The organism is Pantoea sp. X-Soil-YNGN-785, from assembly GCF_059730585.1.
Genome location: NZ_AP035942.1, coordinates 2,000,237 through 2,019,646, shown reverse-complemented (window position 1 = coordinate 2,019,646; position 19,410 = coordinate 2,000,237). Strand labels below are relative to the sequence as shown.

Sequence of the window (19,410 nt, the reverse complement as noted above, 5' to 3'; positions counted from 1 at the left end):
CAGGATAAGACTTTGCGATGCCCATCAGGAGCGAACCATGAACGCCCGTCAGAATCCCTTCTTTAGCGTCAGCACACTGCCTTACCAGGCGCCTCCCTTTGACCAGATTGAGGAGCAGGATTTCCTGCCCGCGCTGCAGGCGGGCATTGAAGAGAAGCGTCAGGACGTTGAGGCGATCGCCCTGAACAGCGAAGCGCCCACCTTTCTCAACACCTTTGAGGCGCTGGAGAAGAGCGGACAGCTCCTCAATCGGGTGAATCTGGTCTTCAGCGCCATGACCTCGGCCCATACCAGCCCTTATCTGCAGCAGGTAGATGAGGAGATTGCGCCGCAGCTTACTGCGCTTAATGACGACATCATGCTGAACCGTCCGCTGTTTTCACGGCTCGATGCGGTTTATCTGCAGCGCGCCAAACTGGATGCCGAATCAAAACGGCTGGTTGAGGTGATCTGGCAGCGCTTCCAGCTGGCGGGCGCCAATCTCCCGGAGGCACAGAAGCAGCAGCTTAAAGCCCTGAATCAGGAAGCGGCGCGCCTCAGTACCCGTTTCACCAATAAACTGCTGGCCGCCACCAAAGCGGGCGGACTGGTCGTTAATGATCTGCAACAGCTGGCGGGACTGTCACCGGCCGACCTGGCAGTGGCCCAGGCGGAAGCGCAGGCGCGCGGACTGGAAAAAAGCTGGCTGCTGGTGTTGCAGAACACCACGCAGCAACCGGCGCTGCAGAGCCTGGCCGATCGCGCAACCCGGGAAGCGCTGTATAAAGCGGGCGTGACGCGCACGGAAAAAGGCGATGAGAACGATACCCGTGAGCTGGTATTACGGCTGGCGCAGGTCAGGGCAGAGCAGGCCCGGCTGCTGGGTTTTACCAGCTATGCCGAGTGGAAGCTGCAGGATCAGATGGCGAAAACCCCCGATGCGGCGCTGGCCTTTATGCGCAACATCGTGCCCGCCGCGCGCGCCCGTGCGGAACGTGAAGCGGCGGCCATTCAGCATACCATCGATCAGCAGCAGGGCGATTTTACTCTGCAGGCATGGGACTGGCGTTTTTATGCCGAACAGGTACGGCGTGCCCGCTACGATCTCGATGAGAGCCAGATTAAACCTTACTTTGAGCTGAACTCGGTGCTCCGGAATGGGGTCTTCTGGGCGGCGACGCAGCTTTACGGCATCCGCTTTACACCGCGCCAGGATCTGCCGGTTTATCATCCCGACGTGCAGGTGTATGAGATTTTCGATGCCGACGACACGCCGCTGGCGCTGTTTTATACCGACTTCTTCAAGCGCGACAGTAAAGGCGGCGGTGCCTGGATGAGTAACTTCGTCAACCAGTCAACGCTGCTCGACAGAAAACCGGTGATCTACAACGTCTGTAACTACACCAAACCGCCCGCCGGAGAACCGGCGCTGCTGAGCTGGGACGACGTTATCACGATGTTTCATGAGTTCGGCCACACGCTGCACGGCCTGTTTGCCAGCCAGCGCTACCCGAGCCTGTCGGGCACGGAAACCCCGCGCGATTTCGTTGAGTTTCCTTCGCAGATCAATGAGCACTGGGCCAGCGAGCCCGCGGTGTTCCGCAACTACGCCCGGCACTATCAGACTCAGGCATTAATGCCTGCTGAGCTGCATGAAAAGATCGTCCGGGCCGCGACGTTCAACAAAGGCTATGAGATGAGCGAGCTGCTGGCTGCCGCGCTGCTGGACCTGCACTGGCACAGCCTTAACCGTGATGCCGCGCCGCAAAGCGTGGAAGGGTTTGAGCAGCAGGCGTTGCAGAGCGACAATATCGCGCTGACGGCGGTGCCACCGCGCTATCGGTCCAGCTATTTTCAGCACATCTGGGGCGGAGGCTATGCCGCAGGGTATTACGCCTATATCTGGACGCAGATGCTCGCCGACGATGGCTATCAGTGGTTTGCGGAGCATGGCGGACTGACGCGTGAGAACGGTGAAATCTTCCGGCAGAAGATTCTGTCACGTGGCAACAGCAGCGATCTCAAAGCGCTGTATGAAAGCTGGCGGGGCGCAGCGCCTCAGCTGGAGCCGATGCTGAAAAATCGCGGTCTGGCGGATTAATAATAAAAGGGCTGTCGCGGTGACAGCCCCTGTTTTCCTGGATTAGCCCAGCGGGCCGCCTTCAATGGTTTCGCACATTCCGGCCAGCACCCGCTCACCGGTTTCGTTTTTCAATGACTGATACCACTCCGCCGTAACTGCCGGGTCGCGCGCATGGGTCACATCACAGCGTTTACGCGCTTTCAGCACCAGATCTTTTACCCGCTCAACCCGTCGTGCCTGATAGCGCAGCAGGGCATCTTCGATGCCCAGCGAATGCGAAGCCAGCGTCGCGGCCAGCACCACGGCATCTTCCATCGCCGCACAGCCACCCTGACCAATATCGGGCGTGGTGCTGTGGGCGGCATCGCCAAGCAGCGCTACACGCCCTTTGACAAAGCGGCTGAACGGTTCGATGTCGTGGATCTCCACCCGGTTAGTGGTGTCAGGATGAATTCCCGCAATCAACTGCTGCACCGGCTCCGCCCAGCCCTGGAAGTAGCCAGTTAAGTCCGCTTTCACGGTGCTGCGATCCTGCGGCAGTCCCTTCGGCAGCGGTACATCAAAGAAGAAGTAGAACCGATTGCCGCTGACCGGCATCAGTGAAACTCGCTTGCCGTCACCGACAAAAGTGGTCCACTGATCGGCGGGTGCAATGCGTTCGTCTATGGTGACCAGACCGTTCCAGTTAACGTAACCGGCATAACGTCGTTCCAGCTTCTCTTCCAGCACATAGTCGCGGACGACGGAATGCGTGCCATCGGCGGCAATCAGAAAATCGCCGTGCGCCTGACTGTTATCAGAGAAGGTTGCGATAACGCCATTTTCAGTCTGGTCGACCTGGATCACGCGCTTGCCAAACTGCACCCGTTCACGTCCGAAGGTGTCAATCAGCATCGCCTGCAGTTCTGCCCGCGCTACCGGACAGGGATATTCGCCCACCTGCTGCACCAGTGGTGCCATGCTGAAGCGGGTCAGGGGTGTACCTGTTGCGCCATCGTGATAGGCCATATAGGCCATATTGCCGCCCAGCTCACGCAGCGCGGTTTTCATTCCCAGCGCATTCAGGCATTTAACGCCGTTGGGCCAGATGGATATGGCCGCGCCAACAGGCTTCATCTCCTGAACGGCTTCAAAGACCTCAACGTCGATTCCGGCTTTCTCCAGCGCAATCGCGCTGCTCATTCCGCCAATACCGCCACCAATTACGATTGCTTTCATAATGCTCTCCTTTCTGCATAGAGAGACTCCTGCAACTTTTGTACCAGCAACATAGTTAAGCTGAATATGATTATTAAAGTCAATAAAAACAATAAATTATAAGCGTTTCGGCGAAGTGAGGCGAGCATATCCTTTCTGACGTGATGCACTTAAATGTCGCAAATCAGGGCGCAATAAGGGTGCAAATGTGAGCGGGCTGCATCTTTTGTTTCATCGTTTGTTTTATTATTGCTGCCAGGTTTCTGGGGCACTCATCAGCCAGTTAGCCCCGGCTTTCTGTTATCCCGCGCGGTTAATTACTTTAAAAGTTATGAACTAAAAAGCCGCTTCGCTTTGATAGCATTGCTAACAAATAATTAAACATAGACATAACAACTGGCGTGAATATTGCCCGGAAAATTCTGGCTTTATTCAACAGGGGGTTAGGGTGACACAATTAAACACACCTGTTAATAAAAAACGTTCATTCATAATCAGACACAACTGTGACCGTTTTATCACCGGTCGCAATCATTAGTAAAACTGCGCAAGCCGCATCAGAAAAGGCTTTTAGGATATTGCTCAAACGTATCAGCCGCGATCGCGTGATATAGATCACTCTGGACATAAAGGACTCTGGAAGACGATCATGAAAATTGGAATTACGAATAACCAGTATCCGGAGCAACGTAATATCTTAGTTAATCCGGATAACGAATATATAAATCTGAAAAAGAGCAATCTGTTCTATTTTATTAATCCGTTACGCACCCGATTACTTAAAAAGAATAAAACCTTTGTCTTTCAGCCTGTGCCATTTTCCGGGGCATCGCGGGCTGACATCCTTCACCTGTTCAACGAAGTTGCGATTACTCAGCAGAAGTGGGTTGCCTCGTTTGAAACTGAACTGCCGCGCGTGCTGCCGGTGGCGGGTGTTGCCAAGCAGGACAATCCCGAGCTAAAGCGGCTTATTCCTTATCTGTTAAAAGATAACTGTCTGGGGCTGATTGCCATCTCAGACGCCACGCTGAACATCCAGATGAAACTGTTCAAACCGGATGTTGCGCAGCAAATCCGCCGTAAAACCCTGGTGCTGCATCCGCCGCAAAAGCTGTTCGTTCAGCAAAAAACGCCACGTCAGCCAGGTGTCCTGAAGCTGATTTTTGCCGGCAATGAGTTCTACCGTAAAGGCGGGGCGGAAGTGGTGCTGGCAATCAGTGAGCTGATTGAAGAGCACCGGCTGGATGAGTCGCAGCTGGACCTGCAGCTGATAGGCGATCTCACCAAACGTCGCAACGTTGCTCATCGTCAGTTCCAGGATGATGATGCTTTCTGTCGCGACATTGAGAACCGCATCAAGCGCTATCGCTGCATTACGCATCATTCACAGATGGAAAACAGTGCGCTGATGCAGCTGTTCCGTCAGAGCGATGCCGGACTGTTACCGACCTGGCAGGAGACTTACGGTTTCTCCGTGCTGGAGATGCAGGCTAACGGCTGTCCGGTCATCACCAGCAACGTGCGAGCGCTGCCGGAGATCAATCCTGCCAATGCGGGCTGGGTGATTGCGAGTCCGCTGAACGCCGATCGCGAATACAGCATCACCTCGGCTGAGCAAAAATCTCAGCTGCGCCGGTCGCTGGTGGACGGGCTGAAATCGACGCTGCTCGCCATCATTGAACGTCCTGAAATATTGCAGGAGAAAGGGGAAGCGGCCATTCTGCGCATCAAAGAGCAGCATGACACCCAGCGTTATATCGCCCGGCTCAACGATATCTATAGCCGTGGCGTGATGAATGTCACTCAACACCCTCCTGTTGTCTCAATTTGATGAGATTTCTCTGACGGCACGCGCCAGACTGGCCATACTTAGTGCTGCGTACCTCAGGAGAAATGTTATGAAAATTATCCTCACTCTGCTGCTGTCCGGATTACTGGGCAGCAGCGCCTTCGCTCAGCCTGCACCGCTTTTTCCGGCCCGCGCGCCGCTGGCACAGCTGACACCGGTTGCTGACCGCTGCGATCTCTCCACCTGTCAGACCAACTGCTACGTCGAGCAGTCCCATTGCAACACCCGGGATAGCGGTGCCTGTAGCTCAAAGGCTCAGATGTGCGTACAGGCCTGTTCCAGCCAGTGTAAATAATTCGATTCAGTGAAGAATATTTAGTTAATAATGAAAAAGTCCCTGTTTTACCTTGCTTTATTTTCTCTCTCTGCCAGCTGTGTTGCCGCCGATCTCTCCTCACAGCAGGTCACTTCTCTGGTTAAAGCCGCGATCGAACCGCTGATGGAGCAGCAGGCGATCCCCGGTATGTCGGTGGCGGTGCTTTACAAGGGCCGAGCGCAGTTTGTGAACCTCGGCGTGGCCGATCTTGAGTCACGCCGCCGGGTCACGGAAAACACGCTGTTTGAACTGGGGTCAGTGAGTAAAACCTTTACCGGCACTCTGGCCGGGATCATGATCCGCAACGGCGAAATCCGTCTGAACGATCCGGTGCAGAAGCGCTGGCCGCAGCTGACCGGTGAGCAGTGGCGTCCGGTGCGTATGCTGCATCTGGCGACCTATACCGCAGGCGGCCTGCCTTTACAGCTGCCTGATGAGGTCACCGATCAGGCTTCGCTGCTCCGCTTTTATCAGAACTGGCAGCCAACGGCAGCACCAGGTTTGCAGCGCCAGTACTCCAACGCCAGCATTGGTCTGTTTGGCTCGCTGATGGTGAAGGGCGATTATGAGCAGGCGATGGAACGACATGTGTTTCAGCCGCTGCGCCTGACGCGCACTTACATTACCGTGCCGCCGTCGATGATGCTCAACTATGCGTGGGGCTACAAAAATGGCCAGCCGGTGCGGGTCTCGCCCGGCATGCTCGATGCGGAAGCATACGGCATTAAATCCACCGCGCGTGACATGCTCACCTTTATGCAGGCGAACATCGATCCTAACCGTTTATCGGCGGGCAACGCGGTGCTACGGAATGCCATCCGTACTGCGCAGTCGCGCTACTTCAAAGTCGGCAGTCTCTATCAGGGGCTGGGCTGGGAGATGTACGACTGGCCCGTCGATGCTGAGACGCTGCTCAGTGACAACGATAATGCTGTTGCACTAAAGCCGCGTCCGGCGACGCAGGTTAATCCGGTCGGGCCGTCGCAGAGCGCCAGCTGGGTACATAAAACCGGTGCCACCAATGGATTTGGTGCCTATATCGCCTTTATTCCTGAGCAGAACAGCGGCATCGTGCTACTTGCCAACAAAAATTACCCCAATCCGCTTCGCATCAGGGTAGCGTGGCAGATTCTGCAGGCACTGCAGCAGGGTACACCTGAATAATGCACCTTACGCCTGCTCAGCCCGGAGCAGGCTGGCGCCCTCTGTTCATTTGCGCTAAAATAAAAATCAAATGAACAGGAGGGCTGATATGTCCATCGCCATCTACACACCCACTCAGCATCAGCATAACCGTTCGCTCCTGCACGCCCTGAATCTGCCGGAAACGCTGCCTGATGCACACCAGCGTATCGCAACAGGATTCAGCAGCGGCGTGCTGAAGCGCACCGCGTCATTGTCCACCTTTGACGAGGGCTGGCTCTGCCGTCTGGCGGGCATCGACCGCACCACATACAACCGCAAAGTTAAAGATCCGCAGCAGACCTTTTCGCCCGATCAGAGCGGACGGATCTATATGCTGATTCGCGTTCTTTCTGCCGCCAGCAAACTGTTTCGTGACGACAGAGAGCGGCTGGTACAGTGGCTGGAAACGCCCGCCAAAGCGCTGGGCGGTAAAAAACCGGCCGAGATGACCACCACGGTGGCCGGTGCAGAAGCGGTGATTAACCTGATTGGTCAGCTTGAGCATGGCGTGATCACCTGATGGCGGTGCCTTTCTTTCGCCTGGTAAAGCGTGAGTATGCGATGACCGCCTTTGATGGGTTCGGTGCCCGCACCTATTGCGGGCGCTGGAATTCTGTGGGAACGGTCTGTGTCTATATGGGATCGAGCCGGGCGCTCTGTGTGCTGGAGGCGCTGGTGCACCTCACCATTCAGGATCTGGCACACGACTACGCAATGCTGGCGATTAACGTACCGGAACCCCTGATCACCGAGCTTTCGCTGGCGGCGTTACCTGCTGACTGGCAGGCCGATCCTGCGCCATCGTCCACCCGACAAATTGGTGATGACTGGCTCGCCAGCCCGGACAACGGGCTGGTGTTGAAGGTGCCGAGCACGCTGACGGGTGAATGGAACGCACTGTTCAATCCCCGTCACCCGGCGGCGGCTGGCATCATCAGTAAAGTGGTGGTAGAACCTTTTTTCTTCGACCCGCGCTTTCGGCGACAGTAGGGCAGTGAGGCGCTGATATCCTCACCTCCACAGCTCACGCCTGTGATTCTGATAACGCCTGCGCCGCGCAAATCAGCGCCAGATGGCTCAGTCCCTGCGGCATATTGCCCCGCCAGCTCTGACTGCGGACGTCATACATCTCATTGAAGATATCGACGTTACCCTGGCCGTCCAGCGTCGTCAGAATCTCCTGCATCGCCTGTTCTGCCTGGTCTGTTTCGCCCATCTCTGCCCAGGCTTCCACCAGCCAGAAGGCGCAGGCAAGAAAAGTACTCTCTTCCTCTCTGACACCGCTGTAGCGATAAAGCATGGCGCTGCCGTCGCCCAGCGCCTGCTGAATCGCGCGGTAGGTCAAGAGCATCCGTTGTGGATTGACCGCATTGCCGTAGCTGTGAACCAGCGCCAGCGATGCGTCGAGACGATCGTCGCTGCCAGCATAGAAGAGATAAGCCTGTTTCTGTTCTGACCAGCAGTGCGACTCAATCCAGTCACGGATGCGATCACGTTCCCGCTGCCAGCGCCCCAGCCACGTCGGTTCGATATGCTGGCTTTCGGCAAGGGCAACCGCCCGGTCCAGCGCCATCCAGCAGGCCATCTTGGAGTGGGTGTAGTGTTGCAGTTCCGGCAGTTCCCAGATGCCGCAATCTTTCTGCCGCCAGTGATCGGCGCAGCAGTTTGCCAGCTCCCCCAGCATGCGCGAGGTGGTGATATCCAGCACGTGTCCCGCTTCAATAAAGTGCTGTGCGGTAACCAGCAAGTCGCCATACATGCTGAGCTGCAGCTGGTCGCGGGCATTGTTGCCAACCCGCACCGGCTGAGAGTTTTTATAGCCGCTCAGTGGCGGATAACGCTCGGCGGGCACCTCATCACCGTTCAGGGCATAGCAGGCGCGCAGCCTGACGCCGTGACGCATTATGGTCTGCGACAGCCAGGAAAAGGCCGCCTTACAATCTTCCAGCGCGCCAATATAGACGAATGCTTTAATAATCAGGCAGGCGTCGCGCACCCAGGCGTAGCGGTAATCATAATTTTTCTCGCCGCCGATCCCTTCCGGTAAAGAGGTCGTTGCGGCGGCGGCCAGCGCGCCGGTCGGCGAGTACCAGAGAAACTTCAGCGACAGGGCAGAGCGCTTTACCAGTGCCGGATAGCTGCCCGCGTAGCTCAGGCTCTCCACCCAGCTGCTCCAGCCGGTGTGACTGGTTTCAATCCGCTGATCGATAGCCTCCAGTGGCGGCACCGCCAGCGGCTCTTTTTCGGTTACCAGTAACGCGCAGAGCGATCGGGACCCGGCCGTCGTGCGCAGCGTGGCGCAGACCTGCTCATCGTCCAGCTCGGTTATCTGGATATCGTCGCTGGTGCGGAACATCGCCATGATCTCCGCGATGTGAAAGACCTTGCCTTTCTCATTGTCAGCCACCCAGGGCGAACGGGTTTCGGCGGCAGTGCCGAAGCGCAGGGTGATCGCTAATTCCACTTCACCGCTGACGCCCTCAATGCGGCGCGCCAGTTCACACCACGGCAAACGGCCCGCCAGCGTGCTGTTGATGGATTCAGTCAGCAGCACGCTGCCGCTGTCCGTTTCGAAACGGGTCTCCAGCACATTGCTGTTATCACGGTAACGGCGCGAGACCTGATAGGGCGCGCGCGGCACGATCTGAAAATAGCCACCGAGTCCGGCATCGAGCAGGCGATCAAACAGCGGTTTCGCATCGAGATTAGGCGCGCACCACCAGTCAACAGCCCCATCCGGCGCGATCAGCGCCACCGAACGGCCCTCACCAATGGCGGCATAATCACCCAGCCCCGCAAAGCCATCTTCTCTGACCGGTGAATGAAAGATCGGGTTTTCCATGGTCTGCTTCCTTATTTCACGGTAACGGGAATTCTTCTATGGGCAAATGCGGGACAAAAAAATGGCCGCGCTATGCGGCCATCAGAGACAATTTACAGCGTGCCGGTGCCGCCATCAGAGCACCAGACCTGACCGGAAGAGTAACTGCTCTCGGTTGAGGCCAGGGTAACGTAGAGCGGGGCGATCTCAACCGGCTGACCGGGACGGCCCATCGGTGAATCTGCACCAAACTGTTTCACTTTTTCCATCGGCTGACCGCCGCTCGACTGCAGCGGCGTCCAGTATGGGCCAGGTGCTACGGCGTTGACGCGGATACCGTCGCCACCCAGCTGCTTCGCCAGCGATTTAGTGAAGGCAACAATAGAGGCCTTGGTCTGCGCATAGTCGAGCAGAATATCGCTGGGTTTAAAGGCCTGTACTGACGAGGTATTAATAATCGATGCACCGCGTGGCAGATATTCCAGCGCTGCTTTGGTGATCCAGAACATCGCATAAACGTTGGTTTTAAACGTCGCGTCAAAATCTTCCGTACTCAGGGTACGAATGGACTCATTAAATTGCTGACGACCAGCGTTATTAACCAGAATATCCAGACCGCCTAATTTATCCGCAGCGTCTTTCACCAGCTGCTGACAGAATTCTTCAGAACGAATGTCGCCGGGAATAGCGAAAACTTTACGGCCTTCCGCTTCGATTAATTTAATCACTTCATCAGCATCGGGCTGTTCTTCGGGCAGATAGTTAATCACCACGTCTGCGCCTTCACGGGCATAAGCGATAGCCACTGCGCGGCCAATACCGGAGTCACCGCCCGTAATCAGCGCCTTGCGGCCGGTCAGTCGGCCAGTGCCGCGGTAGCTGGTTTCTCCGTGGTCGGGAACCGGGATCATCTTGCTGGCCAGGCCTGGTGCCTGTTGTGGCTGCTCCTCAAACGGAGGCTTAGGAAAGTGATCCAGATCGAGCGTCTTGTTAGTTGGTGTAGCCATTGTATGCTCCTTGAACAGAGTTATCTGAGACATTAAGCCTGGCACAAATGTGATATTTGTCACATCTGACTGCTGATTCATTGAGCAGGTAAAACCAGAAGAACTTAATAATGCAGATAAAGCGTAGTCAGGAAATCGGTATTGTGTGCTGCACTGTCCGATTATTTTTCAGAGGAGGCAGGGAATAATTAAAGCGAAGCGTAAAAACGGCTGGGGATTATTTCAGCAGGTGAAATGTTCCGGCTGAAAATAAAAAAGGGCGGTTAACCACCGCGTACCGAACCGCGCCAGACCACATCGACCGCATATATTCTGTGCTCCTGCTGCTGTTCATTTTTGGGTGTTAATGTTTCCGGTTGCGCTTCCGTCTCCACCAGCCAGGCAATAGCATCGCGGGCAAACTGCTCCACCGGCTGCGCAAAGGTGGTGAGGTTATAGGAGGACCAGCCCGACTGCGGAATGTTGTCATGTCCCATGATGCAGAGATCCTCCGGAATGCGCAGCGCAAAGCGGTGACGCGCCTCATCCATAAAGCCGCAGGCGAGCAGGTCGGTAGCACAGTAAACCGCATCCGGGCGAATGTTACGCGTCAGCAGACGCTGGGCCAGAATCTGGCCGCTTTCATAGGAGGTGGTGCCGAAGCGTTCTACCTGAACCGTAACGCCCGCGTTCTGCGCTGCCACCAGAAAATCGGCTTCGCGCTTCAGCAGGCTCGGCGTGCCCGCCAGCGAATTGACAAAGGCGATGCGATTGCAGCCCGCCCGGACAAAAGCGTTAACCGCCATTTCCGCTGCCGGACGGGAGTCGAGGTTGATATTGAGCGTGCCGGGCAGGGATTCGTCGCGGTTAATCAGCACCAGATGCTGACCATGTTTGTAGCAGAGCCGGGTAATGCCGCTGTCCGGCATGCCGGAGAGAATGATAGAGGCGTCGGCACGGAAATTAATCGCCTGTTGCAGCGCGTCCGAAACCCGCGCATCCGAGCGGTCGGTGTTGATCAGCATCGCCACTTTTCCCGCTTCCTGCAGATACTGGGTCATCCAGCGCACCAGGCTGGCACGGTAGGGCGTGTCCACCTCGGAGGCGATTAAGCAGACAATGCCGCTGCGGTTGCGTACGAGGCCGCGAGCCAGATGATTGACGTGATAACCCAGCTCTTCAGCCGCTTTCATCACCCGCTGACGAGTGGACTCTGACACGCTGGCCCCTTCTGTAAAGGTGCGTGAGACCGCTGACCGGGAGACGCCCGCCCGGTCAGCGACATCCTGCGCACTCACTACCGCTTTAAGCTGCTGCATCTTTTTTCCTCGCCCCTGTGTTACCTGCACTGAGTCTGCCTGAATTTGCAAGGCTGTGCAAAGGATGCCTGTACACCGGATGTTTCAAATTTGTGACAGGGCCTGACAATTGTACAACAACTCAATTGACAGTGCAGCCGGGTCACCGTACTACTTTGCTCATACCTTTGCACGCATGTGCAAAAGCTGGCGCACCTGCGTCATCCAGCCCAGGAGAACATCATGCGTTATCCCTCTCTGCTCGCTGCTGTCATCGTCTGCCCTGTGGTGCCGTTTGCTGCCCCGGCGGCGGGCCTTAATATGATCTGCTCTGCTGATGTAGTGGTGTGCGAACAGATGACCACGCTGTTCAGCCAGAGTCATCCCGACATCAAACTCAGCATGGTGCGGCTCTCTGCCGGTGAAGCTTATGCCCGTATCCGCAGTGAAGCGCGCAATCCCCGTACCGATATCTGGTGGGCGGGCACCGGTGACCCCCATATGCAGGCCGGCGAAGAGGGCTTAACCCAGGCCTACAAGTCACCCCTGCTCGATCAGCAGCAGCCCTGGTCACAGAAAGTAGCGGAGATCTCCGGCTATCGCACCGTTGGCGTCTATGCCGGTGCGCTGGGCTGGGGCTACAACACGAAACTGCTGGCGGAGAAAAAGCTGAAGGTCCCGGCCTGCTGGGCGGATTTACTCGACCCGGGCTTTAAAGGCGAGATTCAGATCGCCAATCCTAACTCCTCCGGCACGGCCTATAACACCCTGGCGACGCTGGTGCAGATCATGGGTGAAGACAAGGCCTTTGACTACCTGAAGAAGCTCAACGCCAACATCTCGCAATACACCAAGTCCGGCTCAGCACCGGTCAAGGCCGCCGCGCGCGGTGAAACCACCGTCGGCATTGTCTTTATGCATGATGCCGTGGCGATGGAGGTGGATGGCTTCCCGATTAAGCCCGTCGCGCCCTGCGAAGGCATCGGCTATGAGATTGGTTCGATGTCGATCATTAAAGGGGCGCGCAATCTGGCCAATGCTAAAAGCTGGTATGACTGGGCGCTCAGCGCGGAGGCGCAGTCGCACATGAAAGAGGCGAAGTCGTTCCAGCTGCCTTCCAACCGCAAGGCAGAGATCTCTGAATACGCCCCGCGCTTCGAGAACATCAAACTGATCGACTACGACTTCAAAACTTATGGCGACTCGGCAAAACGCAAGGCGCTGCTGGGCCGCTGGGATAAAGAGATTGGTGCCAGCGCGCAATAACGGGGGTACCAGCCCGGCCGCCTGAGCCGGGTTGGTGCCAGACCGCGGTGGCGTAAGCCTGATGTCCGCTTCCTGATGGAGGTGATTTATGAATGCGCATAATTGTCGCTTAACCGGTGCGCTGCTGGCAGGTGCCGTCGCGCTGACGCTGCTGCCCTGGTATAGCCTGGAGCAGGGCTTCTTTACGGGTGACTGGCTGTTCAGCTTCTGGGGAGATGAGAACAACGCACCAGCGCTGGGACAGCTCGCGCTGCACAGCTGGCTGGGCATCGCCGTGGCGCTATGGCTGCTCTCGGCGGCCAGTGTCTTTCTGCCGCCAGGCCGCACACGCAGCACGCTGCTGCTGCTATTCAGCGTCTGCGGGATTCTTTTTCTGGTGCTGGAAGGGCATGCCATCGGGTTTAGTGGCTGGAACTGGCTGTGGCTGGAAAATCTCTTTGGTCCGCTGACACAGGGGCAACCGGCGATGGGCGCGGGCGCACTGCTGCTGCTGACCGTCTTTCTGCTGATCTTCGCTTTTGCCCTGGCAGAGCGCGGCGTGCTGAAAGGCGATGCCTTTGTGGTGGCGTCGATTGTGCTGCTGGTGGCGCTGGTGACGACCTTTGTACTCTATCCGGTGCTGAGCCTGTTTGTCGCCTCAGTGCAGGATAGTGACGGCAGCTTTAAACCGGATGGACTGATTGCCAATATGCAGGACCCCGCCATCTGGAGCCTCGCCTGTTTTACCGGCGACACCTGCGGCACAGCCTGGCGCACGCTGGGACTGGCGCTGATGACCGCCAGTGGTTCCACGCTGCTGGGACTGGCGTTTGCGCTGGCGGCCACGCTCACGGCGCTGCCATTTAAAAAAGCGCTGCGAATGCTGACCATTCTGCCAATTATCACGCCGCCGTTTGTTATCGGTCTGGCGCTGATCCTGCTGTTTGGCCGCTCCGGCGTGGTGACAGCATCGCTGGCGACGCTGTTCGGCATCGAGCCGGGTCGCTGGCTCTATGGACTGACCGGCATCTGGATTGCCCAGGTGCTGTCGTTTACTCCCATTGCGTTTCTGGTGCTGATTGGCGTGGTTGAGGGGGTCAGTCCGTCACTGGAAGAGGCGTCGCAGACTCTGCGCGCCAGCCGCTGGCGCACCTTCTCCCGCATCTCGCTGCCGCTGATGGCGCCAGGTCTGGCCAACGCGTTCTTAATCAGCTTTATCGAAAGCATGGCCGATTTCGGTAACCCGATGGTGCTGGGCGGCAGTCACGGCGTGCTCTCGACGGAGATCTTCTTCTCCGTGGTCGGCGCACAGAACGACCCGAGCCGCGCGGCGGTGCTGGCGATGATCCTGCTGGGCTTTACCCTGACAGCGTTTCTGGTGCAGCGCGTCTGGCTCTCCGGCAAAAGCTTCGCCACCGTGACCGGCAAGGGCGACGGCGGCCGTCATGTGATGCTGCCGCGTCCGGTACGCTACAGCGTTTATGGCATGGTGATCCCGTGGGGACTCTTCACCCTGGTGATCTACGGCATGATCATGACTGGCGGCTTTGTGCAGTCGTGGGGTCTGAATAACAACCTGACGCTGGATCACTACATCCGCGCCTTCAGCATCAGCGTGAATCAGGGGCAGCTGGTGTGGAGTGGCGTCGCCTGGAACTCGTTCTGGACCACGCTGGAAATCGCCCTGATTGCCGCACCGCTCACTGCCATTGTAGGGCTGCTGACCGCCTGGCTTATCGTGCGGCAGAAGTTTGCCGGCCGTCAGACCTTTGAATTCATGCTGATGCTCAGCTTTGCCATTCCCGGCACGGTGATAGGTGTGAGCTATGTGATGGCCTATAACCTGCCGCCGCTGGAGATCACCGGCACCGCGATGATCCTGATCGCCTGTTTTGTCTTCCGTAATATGCCGGTCGGCGTGCGGGGTGGAATTGCAGCGATGAGCCAGCTGGATAAAAGCCTGGATGAAGCGTCACTGACGCTGGGCGCCAACAGTTTCCGGACGCTGCGCAAAGTGGTGCTGCCGCTGCTCAAACCGGCGATCAGCGCCGCGCTGGTCTACGCCTTTGTGCGGGCGATTACCTCGATCAGTGCAGTGATTTTCCTGGTCAGCGCGCAGTACAACATGGCGACCTCGTACATTGTCGGGCTGGTGGAGAACGGAGAGTATGGCGTCGCGATTGCCTACTCCTCGGTACTGATCGTGGTGATGCTGCTGATCATTGGCCTGTTCCAGCTGCTGGTGGGCGAACGTCGCCTGCGCCGTGCAGCCCAACCGGCGGTGATCGTTGCCGCACCCTCTGTATCCACGCTGACTCAGGAGAGAGCCGTATGACGACCATTAACGCCGGATCGGTGGTGTTTGAACATGTCGCGAAGCGTTTTGCCGGTTTTACCGCGGTGCCGGATCTGTCGCTTACCGTAGAGCCGGGCACGCTGGTCACGCTGCTCGGGCCATCCGGCTGCGGCAAGACCACCACGCTGCGGCTGCTGGCCGGGCTGGAGCATCCCACCTCGGGGCGGATTCTGATTGGCGGCAAAGAGGTGACCCATCTGCCCGCCAACGAGCGCGACGTGGCGATGGTGTTTCAGTCCTACGCGCTGTTTCCGCATATGAACGCCCTCGACAACATTCTGTATGGACTGCTCTCCGGGGGTATGAATAAACGCGAGGCGCAGGACAGGGCGCGCGAAGGGCTGAAGCTGGTGGGGCTGGAGAGTCAGGGCCAGCGCCTGCCGTCTGAACTGTCTGGTGGACAGCAGCAACGTATTGCAGTGGCGCGTGCGCTGGTGCTGGAACCGCAGGTGCTGCTGCTCGATGAGCCGCTGTCGAACCTTGATGAGCGTCTGCGCCGTCGGGTGCGCACCGACATTCGCGATCTGCAGCAGCGGCTCGGGTTCACTGCCGTCTACGTGACCCATGACCAGGAGGAGGCGCTGGCGGTCTCCGATAAGATTATTGTCATGAAAGAGGGGGATATTGCTCAGCAGGGTGCGCCGGAGACGCTTTACCATTCGCCCAATTCAGTCTTCATCGCGGACTTTATGGGGGAAGCGAACATTCTGCCCTGTGAAGTGGAACAGGCCGATGCGGATGACGCGCTGGTCCGTCTGGGAAATCAGCGCTTCCGGGTGCGGGGTATCGGTGCAAAAACCGGCAGTGCCCAGCTGGCGGTGCGACCGCAGTTTATTACGCTGTCCGGCGACGGTCAGGGCGCGTTGCAGGGTGAAGTGATCCACAGCACCTGGCTGGGCGATCATATCGAATATGAAGTCGCTACCGAGCTGGGCGCGCTGTTCATTATCGATCCACAAATGGAACAGCGTCTGCCGCTCGCCGCCACGGTTGGCGTCAACTTTAAGCCGCAGGGCTTAGCCCTGATTGCCCGTTAATCTGATTAACCCGAGGAGTTCGCATGGAATCGCAGGAAAGAGTGGCGCGACTGGCGTTAGCGGAAGCTGTGGCCCGCGAAGGTGGCGCGACCGCGCTATCTTACTTCAACCGCCGCGACACGCTGGTAGTAGAGACTAAGTACGATTTGCAGGATGTGGTGTCGATTGCCGACCGTGAAGTCGAGCAGCTGATCGCCAGCCGCATACGGGATGCGTTTCCTGATGATGGCTTTCTTGGCGAGGAGACGGGACTGCAGACGGGAACCTCTGATTATACCTGGGTGGTCGATCCCATCGATGGCACCAGCCCGTTTCTCAATGGAATGCCGAGCTGGTGTGTGTCGGTTGCGGTGCTGCGTGACGATATACCTGTCATCGGGGTGATTTTTGCGCCCACCTATGAGGAGTGCTATGTGGCGGCACTGGGGCAGGGCGCGACGCTGAACGGGCGTCGTCTGCAGGTCGATCCTGCGCGCACGCTGCAAAACCACGTCACCGGTTTTGGTGCTAACAGCCATGTCAGTCCGCAGCAGGTGGGCGAGATTGTAGCGGCGCTGCTGTCGGCGGGCGGTAACTTCATCCGCATTGGCTCCGGCGCGCTGATGCTGGCCTGGGTGGCGGCTGGTCGTATCGTGGGTTACTACGAACCCTATATGCACGCCTGGGATTGCCTGGCGGGTTACTGCCTGGTGAAAGAGGCGGGTGGCTGGTACCACCCGTTTAACATCGAAGGTGATCGCATCACTAAAGGGGCGCAGGTGCTTGCTGCGGCACCCGGCGCCGAAGCGGACCTCCGGCGTATTGCTGGTTTGTAGCTCAGTGACCCTGTCACGCTGGCTGCATCAGGGTCAGCGTGATTCCGCAGGTCGTAGCGTTTTCGTCAGATAGTGGCGCTGCATTCCGTCCTGCGGAAAATCGGGCAGGGACATCTGCTGCTGATAACCCTGTTTCTGATAAAACGGCAGCGCCTGAAAACTGAAGGTATCCACCAGCGCAAACAGACAGCCCAGTTTAACTGCTTCCTGTTCCGCCGCTTCCAACAGCGCACGACCCAGACCACTGCCACGCAGCGTTTCATCCACCCAGAGATAATCAATGCAGAGCCAGTTTCCTTTGCGCGAGGCGATCAATCCACCCCGTAATATACCTTCTGCATCCCGGTGAGAAACCGACAGCGGGCCCCAGTTCTCCCGACTGATAAATTGCCGGTTGTAAGCCCCTAATCCTGCCAGTAACTCTTCCCGGTCGTCGTCGTTTTGCTGATGGGTAAGGGTAAATGTGCTCATCCTGTTCCTCTGCTAACCATGTATTGTCTTTATCCCTTGCAAGGGATAATTTCTGCATTATCCTCTGCAGGGTATAATTTGTATATTATCCTCTGTGGGGTATATAATGTACTTTATACCCTGCCGGGGATAACCCCTCTGCGCTATGCTTAAAGCCTGTGATCCTGAAGGAGTCACCCATGATATACAGCCCGCTACAGCTGGCAAACCGGCTAAAGCTTATCCGCCAGCGCAACGGCTGGACCCAGAGTGAACTGGCAAAAAAGGTGGGCCTGAAACAGGCCACCATCTCTCACTTTGAAAATGCGCCTGACAGTACCTCGCTGGCCACGCTGTTTAAGCTTTTACAGGCGCTGGAAGTGAGTCTGGACATAGTGGAAAAAGAGAAGGCCAGTGCGCCTCAGTTGCATGATGAGGATGAATGGTAATGCAAAGGCTGATTGCGTGGATGAACGGTGAGCGGGTAGGCGTGCTTACCCGGCAGCGAAACGGCGCTCATGAGTTTCAGTATGATACCGGCTGGCTGAGTAACCCGCTCTCCAGGCCGCTGTCACTCTCACTGCCGTTGCAGGTTAAGGCGATTACCTCACACGCCGTAATTAACTTTTTCGACAACCTGCTGCCGGATAGCCCGTTGATTCGTGACAGGATCGTGGCGCGTTACCAGATTAAATCCCGTCAGCCGTTTGACCTGTTGCAGGAAGTGGGACGTGACAGCGTCGGGGCGACCATGCTGTTGCCGCCCGATATGCCGCTGCCCGCACTGCAGGCTCGCTATGAGGTGCTGAATGAAGCCCGGCTCGAGAGCGTGCTGTCAGCCTATCAGTCCGATATTCCGCTGGGGATGCTGCGTGAAGAGACCGACTTTCGCATTTCGGTGGCGGGTGCACAGGAGAAAACGGCGCTGCTGCTGACCGAAGAGGGCTGGAGCATTCCTGCCGGCGCTACGCCCACCTCACACATTATCAAGCTGCCAATCGGTGAGATTAAACAGCCAGCCGCGACGCTGGATATGCGTGAAAGCGTAGAGAATGAGTATCTCTGTCTGGCGCTGGCACGTGCACTGGGTATTGATGTACCGCAGGCGACGATTATCCGGGCCGGTAAGATGCGCGCTCTGGCCGTTGAGCGCTTTGACCGCCGCTGGTCGCGCGACCGAACCCGGCTGATTCGTCTGCCACAGGAGGATTTCTGTCAGGCGCTGGGGCTGCCATCCTCGACTAAATATGAGTCGGATGGCGGGCCGGGCATCGCAGAAATAATGCAGATACTGATGGGATCGAGCAATGCCATCGAGGATCGCTATCGCTTTATGATGTTCCAGGTGTTTCAGTGGCTGACGGGCGCAACCGACGGTCACGCTAAAAACTTCTCGCTGTTTATCGAGCGCGGCGGCAGTTATCGACTGACACCTTTTTATGATGTGATCTCTGCTTATCCGGTGCTGGGCGGTACCGGCCTGAACAGGCGTGCACTCAAACTGGCGATGGGGCTGCGTGCCACTAAGGGGAAGAAGACAGAAATCGACAAAATCTTTCCGCGCCATTTTATCGCCACGGCGAAGCAGGTGAATTTTGATCGTGACAGCCTGCAGCAGATCTTTGACTTCTTCGTCCGTGAGTTTCCAAAGGCGGTAGTCTCAGTGCGCGAGGCATTACCGGCCGATTTCCCGCAGCACATCGCGGATGCAATCTTCAGCCATTCACTGATTATGCTGGAGCGGTTACGGCATAACGATTGATGGCGGATATGAGCTGGCACTATCCTGAAAA

General features: G+C 57.3%; 17 protein-coding genes. 12 read left to right on the top strand and 5 right to left on the bottom strand.

Features of this window, described 5'->3' with window-relative positions; genetic code table 11:
• The first annotated feature begins 37 nt into the window (after positions 1–37).
• On the top strand, positions 38–2,080 hold the full coding sequence (dcp, locus tag AC6I8E_RS09405) for a peptidyl-dipeptidase Dcp (RefSeq protein ID WP_497823910.1): 2,043 nt from the start codon (positions 38–40) through the stop codon (positions 2,078–2,080).
• Positions 2,081–2,122: 42 nt separating this feature from the next.
• On the opposite strand, the gene hpxO is transcribed toward dcp, so the two are convergent.
• Positions 2,123–3,280, bottom strand: coding sequence for an FAD-dependent urate hydroxylase HpxO (gene hpxO, locus AC6I8E_RS09400; protein ID WP_497823909.1), 1,158 nt, complete (start codon positions 3,278–3,280; stop codon positions 2,123–2,125).
• A 628-nt stretch (positions 3,281–3,908) separates the two neighbouring features.
• On the opposite strand from hpxO, the gene AC6I8E_RS09395 reads away from it, so the two are divergent.
• The 5 genes from AC6I8E_RS09395 (at position 3,909) to AC6I8E_RS09375 (ending at position 7,599) form a co-directional block, all read left to right on the top strand.
• Positions 3,909–5,090 carry a glycosyltransferase family 4 protein gene (locus tag AC6I8E_RS09395; RefSeq protein WP_095707181.1) on the top strand — a complete coding sequence of 394 codons (1,182 nt, stop codon included), beginning with the start codon at positions 3,909–3,911 and terminating at the stop codon, positions 5,088–5,090.
• Between the two features lie 67 nt (positions 5,091–5,157).
• Positions 5,158–5,403 carry a hypothetical protein gene (locus tag AC6I8E_RS09390; RefSeq protein WP_033783134.1) on the top strand — a complete coding sequence of 82 codons (246 nt, stop codon included), beginning with the start codon at positions 5,158–5,160 and terminating at the stop codon, positions 5,401–5,403.
• A gap of 30 nt (positions 5,404–5,433) precedes the next feature.
• A complete protein-coding gene (gene ampC / locus AC6I8E_RS09385) occupies positions 5,434–6,588 on the top strand; it encodes a class C beta-lactamase (protein WP_147789214.1) in 1,155 nt (384 codons plus the stop codon).
• 88 nt (positions 6,589–6,676) lie between these two features.
• Entirely contained in the window at positions 6,677–7,129 is a 453-nt protein-coding gene (locus AC6I8E_RS09380) for an Xre family toxin-antitoxin system antitoxin (protein ID WP_147789215.1), read from the top strand.
• Positions 7,129–7,599, top strand: a complete 471-nt coding sequence (locus tag AC6I8E_RS09375) for an RES family NAD+ phosphorylase (protein ID WP_497823908.1) — start codon at positions 7,129–7,131, stop codon at positions 7,597–7,599. The genes AC6I8E_RS09380 and AC6I8E_RS09375 overlap by 1 nt, the downstream gene beginning before the upstream one ends.
• Before the next feature lie 34 nt (positions 7,600–7,633).
• On the opposite strand, the gene AC6I8E_RS09370 is transcribed toward AC6I8E_RS09375, so the two are convergent.
• The 3 genes from AC6I8E_RS09370 to AC6I8E_RS09360 all read right to left on the bottom strand — a co-directional run bounded on the left by AC6I8E_RS09370 (position 7,634) and on the right by AC6I8E_RS09360 (position 11,735).
• Positions 7,634–9,451 carry a glycoside hydrolase family 15 protein gene (locus tag AC6I8E_RS09370; protein WP_147789216.1) on the bottom strand — a complete coding sequence of 606 codons (1,818 nt, stop codon included), beginning with the start codon at positions 9,449–9,451 and terminating at the stop codon, positions 7,634–7,636.
• Between the two features lie 92 nt (positions 9,452–9,543).
• Entirely contained in the window at positions 9,544–10,437 is an 894-nt protein-coding gene (locus AC6I8E_RS09365) for an SDR family oxidoreductase (protein WP_013357890.1), read from the bottom strand.
• Positions 10,438–10,700: 263 nt separating this feature from the next.
• Positions 10,701–11,735: a LacI family DNA-binding transcriptional regulator gene (locus tag AC6I8E_RS09360; protein ID WP_147789217.1), complete on the bottom strand. Its 1,035-nt coding sequence runs from the start codon at positions 11,733–11,735 to the stop codon at positions 10,701–10,703.
• 222 nt (positions 11,736–11,957) lie between these two features.
• Between AC6I8E_RS09360 and AC6I8E_RS09355 the strand changes: the two genes are divergently transcribed.
• The 4 genes from AC6I8E_RS09355 (at position 11,958) to AC6I8E_RS09340 (ending at position 17,167) form a co-directional block, all read left to right on the top strand.
• Positions 11,958–12,980, top strand: coding sequence for an ABC transporter substrate-binding protein (locus tag AC6I8E_RS09355; RefSeq protein ID WP_147789218.1), 1,023 nt, complete (start codon positions 11,958–11,960; stop codon positions 12,978–12,980).
• An 88-nt stretch (positions 12,981–13,068) separates the two neighbouring features.
• Positions 13,069–15,294: an ABC transporter permease gene (locus tag AC6I8E_RS09350; RefSeq protein WP_497823907.1), complete on the top strand. Its 2,226-nt coding sequence runs from the start codon at positions 13,069–13,071 to the stop codon at positions 15,292–15,294.
• On the top strand, positions 15,291–16,352 hold the full coding sequence (locus AC6I8E_RS09345) for an ABC transporter ATP-binding protein (RefSeq protein WP_033783124.1): 1,062 nt from the start codon (positions 15,291–15,293) through the stop codon (positions 16,350–16,352). Before AC6I8E_RS09350 ends, AC6I8E_RS09345 begins: the two co-directional genes overlap by 4 nt.
• Before the next feature lie 23 nt (positions 16,353–16,375).
• The gene (locus AC6I8E_RS09340) at positions 16,376–17,167 is read left to right on the top strand and encodes an inositol monophosphatase family protein (RefSeq protein ID WP_497823906.1); all 792 of its coding nucleotides are present in this window, start codon (positions 16,376–16,378) and stop codon (positions 17,165–17,167) included.
• 33 nt (positions 17,168–17,200) lie between these two features.
• On the opposite strand, the gene AC6I8E_RS09335 is transcribed toward AC6I8E_RS09340, so the two are convergent.
• Positions 17,201–17,638 (bottom strand): GNAT family N-acetyltransferase, encoded by a 438-nt coding sequence (locus AC6I8E_RS09335; RefSeq protein WP_033783122.1) that lies wholly within the window; start codon positions 17,636–17,638, stop codon positions 17,201–17,203.
• Positions 17,639–17,817: 179 nt separating this feature from the next.
• Here AC6I8E_RS09335 and hipB point away from each other — a divergent pair, with 179 nt between their 5' ends.
• Positions 17,818–18,066 carry a type II toxin-antitoxin system antitoxin HipB gene (hipB, locus tag AC6I8E_RS09330; RefSeq protein ID WP_370421155.1) on the top strand — a complete coding sequence of 83 codons (249 nt, stop codon included), beginning with the start codon at positions 17,818–17,820 and terminating at the stop codon, positions 18,064–18,066.
• Entirely contained in the window at positions 18,066–19,379 is a 1,314-nt protein-coding gene (locus AC6I8E_RS09325) for a type II toxin-antitoxin system HipA family toxin (RefSeq protein ID WP_033783121.1), read from the top strand. The genes hipB and AC6I8E_RS09325 overlap by 1 nt, the downstream gene beginning before the upstream one ends.
• The last annotated feature ends 31 nt before the right edge of the window (positions 19,380–19,410 follow it).

Coding starts and splice junctions, on each gene's coding strand:
- dcp (WP_497823910.1), top strand. CDS start 38: ATGAACGCCCGTCAGAATCCCTTCTTTAGCGTCAGCACACTGCCTTAC.
- hpxO (WP_497823909.1), bottom strand. CDS start 3,280: ATGAAAGCAATCGTAATTGGTGGCGGTATTGGCGGAATGAGCAGCGCG.
- AC6I8E_RS09395 (WP_095707181.1), top strand. CDS start 3,909: ATGAAAATTGGAATTACGAATAACCAGTATCCGGAGCAACGTAATATC.
- AC6I8E_RS09390 (WP_033783134.1), top strand. CDS start 5,158: ATGAAAATTATCCTCACTCTGCTGCTGTCCGGATTACTGGGCAGCAGC.
- ampC (WP_147789214.1), top strand. CDS start 5,434: ATGAAAAAGTCCCTGTTTTACCTTGCTTTATTTTCTCTCTCTGCCAGC.
- AC6I8E_RS09380 (WP_147789215.1), top strand. CDS start 6,677: ATGTCCATCGCCATCTACACACCCACTCAGCATCAGCATAACCGTTCG.
- AC6I8E_RS09375 (WP_497823908.1), top strand. CDS start 7,129: ATGGCGGTGCCTTTCTTTCGCCTGGTAAAGCGTGAGTATGCGATGACC.
- AC6I8E_RS09370 (WP_147789216.1), bottom strand. CDS start 9,451: ATGGAAAACCCGATCTTTCATTCACCGGTCAGAGAAGATGGCTTTGCG.
- AC6I8E_RS09365 (WP_013357890.1), bottom strand. CDS start 10,437: ATGGCTACACCAACTAACAAGACGCTCGATCTGGATCACTTTCCTAAG.
- AC6I8E_RS09360 (WP_147789217.1), bottom strand. CDS start 11,735: ATGCAGCAGCTTAAAGCGGTAGTGAGTGCGCAGGATGTCGCTGACCGG.
- AC6I8E_RS09355 (WP_147789218.1), top strand. CDS start 11,958: ATGCGTTATCCCTCTCTGCTCGCTGCTGTCATCGTCTGCCCTGTGGTG.
- AC6I8E_RS09350 (WP_497823907.1), top strand. CDS start 13,069: ATGAATGCGCATAATTGTCGCTTAACCGGTGCGCTGCTGGCAGGTGCC.
- AC6I8E_RS09345 (WP_033783124.1), top strand. CDS start 15,291: ATGACGACCATTAACGCCGGATCGGTGGTGTTTGAACATGTCGCGAAG.
- AC6I8E_RS09340 (WP_497823906.1), top strand. CDS start 16,376: ATGGAATCGCAGGAAAGAGTGGCGCGACTGGCGTTAGCGGAAGCTGTG.
- AC6I8E_RS09335 (WP_033783122.1), bottom strand. CDS start 17,638: ATGAGCACATTTACCCTTACCCATCAGCAAAACGACGACGACCGGGAA.
- hipB (WP_370421155.1), top strand. CDS start 17,818: ATGATATACAGCCCGCTACAGCTGGCAAACCGGCTAAAGCTTATCCGC.
- AC6I8E_RS09325 (WP_033783121.1), top strand. CDS start 18,066: ATGCAAAGGCTGATTGCGTGGATGAACGGTGAGCGGGTAGGCGTGCTT.